The organism is Pseudoalteromonas sp. TB51 (genome assembly GCF_000498055.1).
Classification (GTDB): Bacteria; Pseudomonadota; Gammaproteobacteria; order Enterobacterales; family Alteromonadaceae; genus Pseudoalteromonas; species Pseudoalteromonas atlantica.
In genome coordinates, this window is record NZ_AUTO01000129.1 from 1 (window position 1) to 10,456 (window position 10,456).

A 10,456-nucleotide genomic window follows, 5' to 3' on the forward strand; every position below is an offset into this window, starting at 1 on the left:
CTGGCGCAGCTTGTGCTGGTGCCGCAGGTGCTGGAGCAGCAAATTGCTGTGGTGCGTACTGAGCGTAAGCCGGACCTGCACTCATGTTGTTACGGTTAATACGTACTGATTCTTCACCTTCAGTGATTTCTAGCTCAGCAATACCTGATTCTTCTACTAATTCGATTAGCTTTTTGATCTTGCGAATATCCATGAACGACCCGCCTATAAGTTTGTTAGTTTAAATTAATTCGAGTTTTGCAACCGGCTCACGGCAGCGTTCAATGCTGCGTGGTAACCCATTGCACCTAATCCACATACCACACCTTGCGCCACATCAGAAAAATACGAATGATGACGAAATGCTTCACGTGCATGCACATTACTTAAGTGCACCTCAAAAAAAGGAATATCAACGCTTAACAATGCATCACGTAAAGCGACGCTAGTATGCGTAAATGCAGCAGGATTAATAATTATGTAATCAACTGCCTGCCAAGCATCGTGTATTCTTTCTATAAGGGCTTGCTCACTATTACTTTGAAAATGCGTAAGCTGAACATCTAGACCCTCTGCGGCAGTCGTTAGTTCGCTCATAATTTCACCAAGAGTGTGCAAACCGTACTTTTCTGGCTCACGCTTTCCTAGCATGTTTAAATTTGGACCATTTATAACTAAAAGTTTAAATTTTGCAGCCATAATACGCGATATATCCTCTAAGTAATGAGTTAAGCCGTTGCGAGCTAATTTTGTACACTAAAGTAAGTATAAAAAACAAAAATTGCAACAAATTCTCACGTTAGCCAACTATTATAGTCAGTTCGATGTAAATAGCAGCAAAATACTGGTCTAATCTCTGGAGGTGTAATAAATATGACGTAATTGAAGGCAAGCCACTTGGTAAGCCCAAGCGGCTAAATTGCACTATTATTGTGCGCTGGCGCGCACTGCAGCTAGGTGGGTGGCAAAATCATCGGCGTTTAAAAATCCTGTAACGCGCTCTGAACTTAGCTCTTGCCCTTGTGTGTTAAAAAACAAAATACTGGGTAAACCAAACACAGTGAACTCTTCCATTAGCTCAATGGTGGTGTCATCACTTTGCGTTAAATCGATTTGAATTAACTGATAGTGACTAAACTCGCTCTGTACTTTGGCATCAGGAAATGTGTAATGCTCAAACTCTTTACATGCCACACACCAATCGGCGTATAAATCAACCATCACCAGTTTGCCTTGCTGATTAGCTTCAGCAACAGCGTTTTTTAGCTCGGTTAAATTAGCCACTTGTTTAAACTCATTACTTTGCTGACTAACCTGCTCAACCTGTTGCTGCGGCCAAATAACGTTTTTAGCTAATGTAAAACCAGTAAGTACTAAAAATGTAGCACTAAACCAAAGCGCTGTTTTAAGCTTGCTTTGTGACTGCGCACTCTGCCAATAGTGTAAATAAACAGCCGTTGCCAGTGCTAAAATACCCGCCATAAGTAAAATAATGTCGGCGCTAATTATGCGCTCCAATAAAATAAGTGGCACAACAAGCATAATAAAACCAAATAACGTTTTAACTTGCTCCATCCAACCGCCAGCTTTAGGAAGCAATTTGCCACCAGACGTACCGAGTAATAAAAGCGGTAGGCCCATTCCTAAACTTAATACATACAGGGTTAAACCACCGACAAGGTAGTCACCACTTTGCGCTACAAATAATAGCGCAGCAGATAACGGAGCTGTGGTACAAGGTGATGCAATTAACCCCGACAACACCCCCATCAAAAACACACCTAGGTAATTGCCGCCTTTTTGGTTATTACTGACTTGCGTTAGCTTGCTCATCATGGCGCTGGGTAACTTAATTTCGTACCAGCCAAACATCGACATTGCGAGCAATACAAACAGTAAACTAAAACTAATAAGTACATAAGGGTGTTGTAAATACCCCTGCACTTGCCCGCCTAAGGCCGCCACTACTAACCCTAATGCAGCATAAGTAAGCGCCATACCTTGTATATATACAAACGACAACGCAAACGCTTTTTTAGTAGATAGATTTTGCTGCCCTGCAATTAAACTCGATAAAATAGGAAACATAGGGAACACACAGGGTGTAAACGCAAGCCCCACCCCAACAGCAAAAAATATAAGTAAATTGGTTACTAAACTTTGACTTGCTAATCGCTCTGTAAAACTTAAATCTTGAGTGGTTGTATTACTTTGGCTACGCATTGAATCTACAGGAGGAGTTAATGCGTTTAATGTATCTGCGGCATCAGCAGATGAGTTATTACCTTGCGCTTGCTCTGAGGCAATAACGCTTAAAGGAATACTAATAACCTCAGGCGGATAACACAGCCCAGCTTTGGCACAGCCCTGATAGCGCACCTTTACAACAGCCCCCTCTGTAACATTACTGAGCTTACTTATAACACTCACACTACTGAAAAAAACTTCGGTTTTGCCAAAAAACTCGTCTTCAATTATTTCGCCAGTACCGGCATCGCCTACCTTTATGTTGGCGCCTTTGGCGATAATTTCTATTTTCTTTTTATAAAGGTAATAGTCAGGCGCTATATCCCATCCCACAAATAAAGTGCTACCTTGCTGATCAAAATCAAATACAAACGCTTGGTCTACGGGTAAAAAGGTTTGCTGTGGCGGGGCAAGTAAATCACCTAGCACATTATTGGTGTTTGCCTTGGCCGGAAGCGCCAGCAAGCTAACCAATAATAAAAAGAAAAACCGCATTAATTTAATACCTCATCCATCCAATGAAAATAAGCCAAATTACCAGTGGCCACATCAACCACTTGAATTTCGGGCACTTCGTAACTGTGTAAACTTTTGATGGTTTCAAAAACATCATTCATTTTTTCTGATTTTGTTTTAATCAGTAGCTTTGCTTCTATCTCTTGGGCAACATCGCCTTCCCACATATAAACTGAGGTCATATTTGGTAAAATATTTACACACGCCGCTAATTTTTGCGCTACAAGTGCTTTTGCTAAAGTGCGTGCTTCAGCCTCATCTTTGCACGTGGTAAATATCAATTTAAATTGCGTAGTCATAATTAACCTTTACTAATTTATAGGGAACTAATGCAATAGTATCTGATAGCTAGTGTAATGTGTAGGCGATGAATAATTGTAGATATTAAGCAATTATTAATCACTTTAAGCTCAACCTTGAAAATAGACCCTTTCACCCTCACTTATATTTCATCCACTCTTTTGAGTGCCATTATTTAGAGAGCCCTATGTTTAGATTTTTATTTGTGTTGTTTATTATCATTCCTATCATCGAAATTGCGCTACTAATACAGGTTAGCGATGTAATTGGTGGGTTTGCGACTATAGCCCTAGTGATTGTTACGGCTATTTTGGGCGCCAGAATGGTTAAACAACAAGGTATGGGTGCTTTACAAAATGCACAAAGCCAAATGGCCCAAGGACAAATGCCAGCTAAAGAATTATTTACCGGTATTTGCGTGATCATTGCGGGTGTTTTATTGCTAACCCCAGGCATTATGACCGATGTATTCGGCCTACTATTATTAACCCCCTCAATACGCAATAAACTTGCTGCAGGCCTTGCTAGTCAGGCAACGGTACGCATGAGCACAGGTGCACAGCAAGGCTCTTCGGCCTTTACACAACACCCACATTCGCAGCAAGAACAACAGCATGTAAATAAACCAACTACCATTGATGGCGAGTATGAGAGAAAAGATTAAAAATTTATCGATTTTTCTCTTGGAATTTTACACTCTACCCCCATTAATGAATGCAAATTAGAAAAGCTTTTTTCTGTACTGTTCAGAAACTGTTAGGAGAACTAAAAAAATGAACATTCGTCCTTTACAAGATCGCGTAATCGTTAAGCGTCTAGAAGAAGAAACCAAGTCTGCTGGCGGTATTGTATTAACTGGCTCTGCAGCTGAAAAATCAACTCGCGGAGAAGTTATTGCTGTTGGCAATGGTCGCGTTCTAGATAACGGTGACGTTAGAGCTTTAGAAGTAAAAGCCGGTGACACTGTGTTATTTGGCTCATATGTTGAAAAAACTGAAAAGATCGAAGGTCAAGAGTACCTGATCATGCGTGAAGACAACATTTTAGGCATTGTAGGCTAACCCTACTTTTCGTTTAACAAACATTTAAGAATTTAGAGGAAATTAAAGATGGCAGCAAAAGAAGTACTTTTTGCAGGTGACGCACGCGGTAAAATGCTAACAGGCGTAAATATCCTAGCAAACGCAGTAAAAGTGACCTTAGGTCCTAAAGGCCGTAACGTAGTACTAGATAAATCATTTGGCTCTCCAGTGATCACTAAAGATGGTGTATCTGTAGCAAAAGAAATCGAACTTGAAGACAAGTTTGAAAACATGGGTGCACAAATGGTGAAAGAAGTTGCATCTAAAGCAAATGATGCAGCGGGTGACGGTACTACTACCGCAACTGTACTTGCGCAATCTATTGTAAACGAAGGTCTTAAAGCGGTTGCTGCGGGTATGAACCCAATGGATCTTAAGCGCGGTATTGATAAAGCAATTATCGCTGCAGTAGAAGAGCTTAAAGCGCTATCTGTACCATGTGCTGATACTAAAGCTATTGCTCAAGTAGGTACTATTTCAGCTAACTCTGATAAAGAAATTGGCGACATCATTGCACAAGCAATGGAAAAAGTAGGCCGTAACACAGGTGTTATTACTGTTGAAGAAGGTCAATCGCTAGAGAACGAACTAGATGTTGTAGAAGGCATGCAGTTTGACCGTGGTTACCTATCTCCGTACTTTATCAATAACGCTGAAAAAGGCGCTGTTGAGCTAGACAACCCGTTCATTCTACTTGTAGATAAAAAAGTATCTAACATTCGTGAGTTACTACCTACATTAGAAGCCGTTGCTAAAGCAAGCAAGCCACTATTAATCATTGCTGAAGACCTAGAAGGCGAAGCACTTGCAACGCTTGTAGTTAACAACATGCGCGGTATTGTTAAAGTATCAGCAGTTAAAGCCCCTGGTTTTGGCGACCGTCGTAAAGCAATGCTACAAGATATCGCCGTATTAACTGGCGGTACTGTTATCTCTGAAGAAATTGGTTTAGAGCTTGAAAAAGCAACTATCGAAGACCTAGGTACTGCTAAGCGTGTAGTAATCACTAAAGATGATACAACTATCATTGATGGTGCGGGTGAAGAAGATGGCATTAACGGCCGTGTTGCTCAAATTAAAGCACAGATTGAAGAAGCAACGTCTGACTACGATAAAGAAAAACTACAAGAGCGCATGGCTAAACTTGCCGGCGGTGTTGCAGTAATTAAAGTAGGCGCAGCGACTGAAATTGAAATGAAAGAGAAAAAAGACCGTGTTGAAGATGCATTACATGCAACTCGTGCAGCGGTTGAAGAAGGCGTAGTACCTGGTGGTGGTGTTGCTCTTGTACGTGCTGCTAGCAAGCTAGTTGAGCTACTTGGCGACAACGAAGACCAAAACCACGGTATTAAAGTTGCACTTCGTGCGATGGAAGCACCACTTCGTCAAATCGTAACAAATGCAGGCGACGAAGCGTCGGTAGTAATAAACGCTGTTAAAGGTGGCGAAGGTAACTACGGTTACAACGCAGCCTCTGGCGAATACAACGACATGCTTGAAATGGGTATCCTAGATCCAACTAAAGTAACGCGCTCTGCACTACAATTTGCAGGTTCGATTGCGGGTCTAATGATCACTACCGAAGCAATGGTTGCTGAAATCCCTAAAGAAGAAGCTGCTGGTGCCCCTGATATGGGTGGCATGGGCGGAATGGGTGGCATGGGCGGAATGATGTAATCATCCTCCTTTAAGCACCTTGCTTATATAAAAACCCAGCTTCGGCTGGGTTTTTGCTTTTTAGTACAAGCCTATTGTTATTGCTTAATTTATCTCCAAATCTATACCATGAGTTATTGGATTGAAGGTAAAAGGATTTGCTTAATAATAATGAAATAATCATCTTCTTTATTTTGGTTTCACTTATAACAGGGTTAGTGGTATTTATTGCTTGGATTATGCTTAAGCTCGTTATATGGGGTAAGAGCATGTCTAAAGGGGCGTATTTATTTTTAGCATTTTTTCCACTAATTTCACTTATGCCTATTCCACCCCCTACTTATGAAAATGTTCAAAAGGCCAAGCAAGAGCAGCGTAAACGAAAAGAAGACTCAGGTGACGACCCTACTAATGAAGATGAGTAAGCCAGTTTAGCTACGTAAATTAAAACACTCTTTAAGGACGCTTTAAGCATGCTCTAAGGTTTAAAATAGAGTGAACCTTTTTACTACTAACCCTATATGCGAAGCCAATGTATAACGTACAACCCCCTCAAAATAAGCTTTAATAAACATTTACCTATACTATTCATCCCTGTATTGATATGTGAAAATACACAAACATAAAACAACTCTAGGTTTTTAAGTTATGCCAAAGCAGCATATAGGTAGTATTGCTCTTGTTGTAAAAGACTATGACGAAGCAATCGCATTTTATACAAAAAAATTAAGCTTTGAATTAGTGGAAGATACGGATTTAGGTGATGGAAAACGCTGGGTGTTAATAACCCCACCCAACTCAAACGGCACACATATATTACTTGCACAAGCCACAGAGCCTGAGCAGTTTAACGCTGTTGGCAATCAAGCAGGTGGCCGTGTATGGCTATTTTTAAACACTGACAACTGTTGGCGCGACTACGAAAGCATGCTAGAAAATGGCGTAGTATTTCATGAGCAGCCTCGTAATGAGCCTTACGGTACGGTGGCCGTATTTGAAGATCTCTATGGTAACAAATGGGATCTTATTCAACAGAGCTAAATACTTAGTTGATTAACGACCTGACTATTTGAAATAAATCCGAGGGTAGCATGCCACGCTGCCCTTGCTCTTCAGCCGCAACCTCACCTGCTCTAGCATGAAGAGTTACCCCGTATCGCGCTGCTTCATCGATACTAAGCCCTTGAGCAAGCAATGCACCAATAATACCTGTAAGTACGTCGCCACTCCCTCCAACGGCAAGTGCTGCGTTGCCATTTTCACACACCCAAGTGTTTTTACCGTTATCAATTAAAGAGCCAGCGCCTTTTAATATGCAAGTAGCATTATACCGTTTTGCGCATAGTCGCACGCTTCCAAACCTATTTGACTCTATTTCAGAGGTGTTTTTGCTAATGAGCCGAGCCGCCTCACCAGGGTGCGGAGTAAGGATACATTGAGCCAATGTATAAGCACTTGCATTTTCAGCTAATAAATTAAGTGCATCAGCATCAAGTACAAGCGGCGTATTGTGCTCTTGGCAATAGTGCATTACAGTGCAAAACGTTTTTTTAGCCCATTCATCCTGCCCAAGTCCAGGGCCAAGTACTACACAACTTGCCCACTCTAAAGCCTGTTCAAGGTTTTCACTCATGACCATTAATTCTGCCCTACCTATGCTTATTGGCATAATAGAGCTTTGGTGCGTATAAACCTTCACCATCCCCGCGCCTGCTCGTAGCGCAGCTTCACTACTGAGCCGGATTGCACCCGCAGTACCTTGGTTGCCCCCTACGCATAATAACTTGCCATGATTGCCCTTATGGCTATTTACAGCCCGAGAGCCCAAGCGTTTAAAGCTATCTATATTTATCAAGTGAGCACAAGGTGAAGCGAGTTGACTAAAAGTATCTTCAATTGCTAATTCATCGAGAATCAACTCACCGGCATGCTGTTTACCTGTCCCTGTAGAAAGGCCTTGTTTAGTTGCAATAAAAGTAACCGTTTTTGTTGCCTGAATAGCTGCACCTAATACTTCACCTGTATTTGCATCAATCCCTGAGGGAACATCAATACTTAAAACAGGCTTTTCGCTTTGGTTGATGGCGGTAATAATCTCACAATAATTTTCGCGAACAGGTGAATTAAGCCCAGTACCTAGTAACCCATCAATCACACAGTCACAGTAATCTAAATCACTCTTTGCAAACTCGTTAACTATGCCACCAGTATCAAGCCATAACTGCTTTGCTTTAGCAGCGTCACCACTGAGTGTTTTTACAGGATCTATAGCGCAAACTTTAACCTCTGCACCAGAGTCCTTAATTAAACACGCGGCTATGTAAGCATCACCCGCATTATTGCCATTACCTACAATAATCAAAGTAAGCTTAGCGTTAAAAGACTGCCACTGCTTGTATACTGCCTCTCCCGCTCGCTGCATTAAAGTAAATAAATCTATTCCACATTGCTTAGCCGCCTCTCCCTCATAAGAGCGAATCTGCTCTTTTGTGTAAATATGCCTTTGTTTATTTAACATAAAAACTCGCCATAAATAAGTGTGTAGATGCTCTATAACTATAGCTTGGGATAAAAGAGCACTTTTCAATAGCGGATTTAGCATGCTAAACAGCTATTAAAACTGAAATTGAAGGCTTTAGTACAAAGAGTGTGAGTTCTGTAGTGGGCTTTTGCCGCGGGTTTCGTGATACTCAACCCACGCTACGGAGGTGGTGGAGACTGTGCGAATAAAATCTGGAAAGTATTTTTACTTTTCTGCGGACGTAAAAAAGCTCGCCTCTTTTGTGTCGGGAGTCGCTACGCTCGCCCGACCTACATTCTAGAAGTAGATGAGTGTGCATTAATTGTCCGCATTTCACTTTTCTGCAGACGTAAAAAAGCCCGGCTCTTACGAGTCGGGCTTTCTTGTATTTGAAGCCTGGCAATGTCGTAGTGCCCACAGCGGTAGAGAGTCACATAGCAAATGGGACATTATCACTGCGTCGGGGCTCGCCTTCGAGCTGTTTTGTTTGAATACTGAGCTTGGCATGAGCACTTGGCTATTTATTAAATCCCAGATAGCAAAAAACCCGTCACATCGCTGCAACGGGTTTCTTTTATTTGGAGCCTGGCAATGTCCTACTTTCACATAGCAAATACTACACTATCATCGGCGCTGTTTCGTTTCACTACTGAGTTCGGCATGGGGTCAGGTGGGTCCAAAACGCTATGGTTACCAAGCAAATTAGGGTGTCAGTCCGTTTTCACGTACCAACTAAATTTGGAAAATATCTGATAATATTTTTTAAGTCTAAGTATCTATCTACTCTAGCTATTAACTTCTGTCGCTTGTTTCTGTCACAAAACGCGTTTGGCGTTGTATGGTTAAGCCTCACGGGTAATTAGTACAAGTTAGCTTAATGGCTCACACCACTTCCACATCTTGCCTATCAACGTTGTAGTCTTCAACGGCCCTTCAGAGACTTTAAAAGTCTAGTGAGAAATCATCTCGAGGCCTGCTTCGCGCTTAGATGCTTTCAGCGCTTATCAGTTCCGAACGTAGCTACCGGGCAATGCCATTGGCATGACAACCCGAACACCAGCGGTTCGTTCACTCCGGTCCTCTCGTACTAGGAGCAACCCCTCTCAATTCTCAAACGCCCACGGCAGATAGGGACCGAACTGTCTCACGACGTTCTAAACCCAGCTCGCGTACCACTTTAAATGGCGAACAGCCATACCCTTGGGACCGACTTCAGCCCCAGGATGTGATGAGCCGACATCGAGGTGCCAAACACCGCCGTCGATATGAACTCTTGGGCGGTATCAGCCTGTTATCCCCGGAGTACCTTTTATCCGTTGAGCGATGGCCCTTCCATTCAGAACCACCGGATCACTATGACCTACTTTCGTACCTGCTCGACGTGTCTGTCTCGCAGTTAAGCTGGCTTCTACCATTACACTAACCGTACGATGTCCGACCGTACTTAGCCAACCTTCGTGCTCCTCCGTTACTCTTTGGGAGGAGACCGCCCCAGTCAAACTACCCACCAGGCACTGTCCGTAACCCCGATTCAGGGGCCAACGTTAGAACATCAAAACTACAAGGGTGGTATTTCAAGGACGACTCCACAACAACTAGCGTCGCTGCTTCAAAGTCTCCCACCTATCCTACACATGTAGGTTCAATGTTCAGTGCCAAGCTGTAGTAAAGGTTCACGGGGTCTTTCCGTCTAGCCGCGGGTACACAGCATCTTCACTGCGATTTCAATTTCACTGAGTCTCGGGTGGAGACAGCGTGGCCATGGTTACACCATTCGTGCAGGTCGGAACTTACCCGACAAGGAATTTCGCTACCTTAGGACCGTTATAGTTACGGCCGCCGTTTACCGGGGCTTCGATCAAGAGCTTCGTCCGAAAACTAACCCCATCAATTAACCTTCCGGCACCGGGCAGGTGTCACACCGTATACGTCATCTTGCGATTTTGCACAGTGCTGTGTTTTTAATAAACAGTCCCAGCCACCTGGTCACTGCGGCTCCCGTCCGCTTAGAGAGCAAGTCTCATCACAGATAGGAGCGTACCTTCTCCCGAAGTTACGGTACGATTTTGCCTAGTTCCTTCACCCGAGTTCTCTCAAGCGCCTTAGTATTCTCTACCTGACCACCTGTGTCGGTTTGGGGTACGATTCGGTATAA

At 42.9% G+C, this 10,456-nt stretch carries 9 protein-coding genes, 2 rRNA genes and 1 pseudogene; 5 read left to right on the forward strand and 7 right to left on the reverse strand.

Going from position 1 to position 10,456, the window contains the following annotated elements; all coding sequences use genetic code 11:
* From L650_RS0106680 to cutA, 4 genes and pseudogenes are all read right to left on the reverse strand, one after another.
* Positions 1 to 193: pseudogene (locus tag L650_RS0106680) on the reverse strand (acetyl-CoA carboxylase biotin carboxyl carrier protein); the annotation flags it as partial.
* Positions 194 to 225: 32 nt separating this feature from the next.
* Positions 226 to 678, reverse strand: coding sequence for a type II 3-dehydroquinate dehydratase (gene aroQ, locus L650_RS0106685; protein WP_024031479.1), 453 nt, complete (start codon positions 676 to 678; stop codon positions 226 to 228).
* A 228-nt stretch (positions 679 to 906) separates the two neighbouring features.
* On the reverse strand, positions 907 to 2,721 hold the full coding sequence (locus tag L650_RS0106690; RefSeq protein ID WP_029772612.1) for a protein-disulfide reductase DsbD: 1,815 nt from the start codon (positions 2,719 to 2,721) through the stop codon (positions 907 to 909).
* A complete protein-coding gene (gene cutA, locus L650_RS0106695) occupies positions 2,721 to 3,041 on the reverse strand; it encodes a divalent-cation tolerance protein CutA (protein ID WP_029772613.1) in 321 nt (106 codons plus the stop codon). Before cutA ends, L650_RS0106690 begins: the two co-directional genes overlap by 1 nt.
* A 188-nt stretch (positions 3,042 to 3,229) precedes the next feature.
* On the opposite strand from cutA, the gene L650_RS0106700 reads away from it, so the two are divergent.
* The 5 genes from L650_RS0106700 (at position 3,230) to L650_RS0106720 (ending at position 6,821) form a co-directional block, all read left to right on the forward strand.
* Entirely contained in the window at positions 3,230 to 3,706 is a 477-nt protein-coding gene (locus L650_RS0106700) for an FxsA family protein (protein WP_004587675.1), read from the forward strand.
* 109 nt (positions 3,707 to 3,815) lie between these two features.
* Positions 3,816 to 4,103 (forward strand): co-chaperone GroES, encoded by a 288-nt coding sequence (locus tag L650_RS0106705; protein ID WP_004587676.1) that lies wholly within the window; start codon positions 3,816 to 3,818, stop codon positions 4,101 to 4,103.
* 48 nt (positions 4,104 to 4,151) lie between these two features.
* Entirely contained in the window at positions 4,152 to 5,801 is a 1,650-nt protein-coding gene (gene groL, locus L650_RS0106710) for a chaperonin GroEL (protein WP_029772614.1), read from the forward strand.
* 137 nt (positions 5,802 to 5,938) lie between these two features.
* Entirely contained in the window at positions 5,939 to 6,205 is a 267-nt protein-coding gene (locus tag L650_RS23605) for a hypothetical protein (protein WP_085065434.1), read from the forward strand.
* A gap of 223 nt (positions 6,206 to 6,428) precedes the next feature.
* Positions 6,429 to 6,821 (forward strand): VOC family protein, encoded by a 393-nt coding sequence (locus L650_RS0106720; RefSeq protein ID WP_029772615.1) that lies wholly within the window; start codon positions 6,429 to 6,431, stop codon positions 6,819 to 6,821.
* A 4-nt stretch (positions 6,822 to 6,825) separates the two neighbouring features.
* On the opposite strand, the gene L650_RS0106725 is transcribed toward L650_RS0106720, so the two are convergent.
* The 3 genes from L650_RS0106725 to L650_RS0106735 all read right to left on the reverse strand — a co-directional run.
* Positions 6,826 to 8,298 (reverse strand): NAD(P)H-hydrate dehydratase, encoded by a 1,473-nt coding sequence (locus L650_RS0106725; RefSeq protein ID WP_029772616.1) that lies wholly within the window; start codon positions 8,296 to 8,298, stop codon positions 6,826 to 6,828.
* A gap of 586 nt (positions 8,299 to 8,884) precedes the next feature.
* Positions 8,885 to 8,999, reverse strand: a 5S ribosomal RNA gene (gene rrf / locus L650_RS0106730).
* A gap of 140 nt (positions 9,000 to 9,139) precedes the next feature.
* A 23S ribosomal RNA gene (locus L650_RS0106735) occupies positions 9,140 to 10,456 on the reverse strand; the annotation flags it as partial.

Bases quoted from the DNA above. Each gene is read 5' to 3' on its own strand.
- L650_RS0106700 (WP_004587675.1), top strand. From the start codon at position 3,230: ATGTTTAGATTTTTATTTGTGTTGTTTATTATCATTCCTATCATCGAA.
- L650_RS0106690 (WP_029772612.1), bottom strand. From the start codon at position 2,721: ATGCGGTTTTTCTTTTTATTATTGGTTAGCTTGCTGGCGCTTCCGGCC.
- aroQ (WP_024031479.1), bottom strand. From the start codon at position 678: ATGGCTGCAAAATTTAAACTTTTAGTTATAAATGGTCCAAATTTAAAC.
- L650_RS0106705 (WP_004587676.1), top strand. From the start codon at position 3,816: ATGAACATTCGTCCTTTACAAGATCGCGTAATCGTTAAGCGTCTAGAA.
- L650_RS0106725 (WP_029772616.1), bottom strand. From the start codon at position 8,298: ATGTTAAATAAACAAAGGCATATTTACACAAAAGAGCAGATTCGCTCT.
- groL (WP_029772614.1), top strand. From the start codon at position 4,152: ATGGCAGCAAAAGAAGTACTTTTTGCAGGTGACGCACGCGGTAAAATG.
- cutA (WP_029772613.1), bottom strand. From the start codon at position 3,041: ATGACTACGCAATTTAAATTGATATTTACCACGTGCAAAGATGAGGCT.
- L650_RS0106720 (WP_029772615.1), top strand. From the start codon at position 6,429: ATGCCAAAGCAGCATATAGGTAGTATTGCTCTTGTTGTAAAAGACTAT.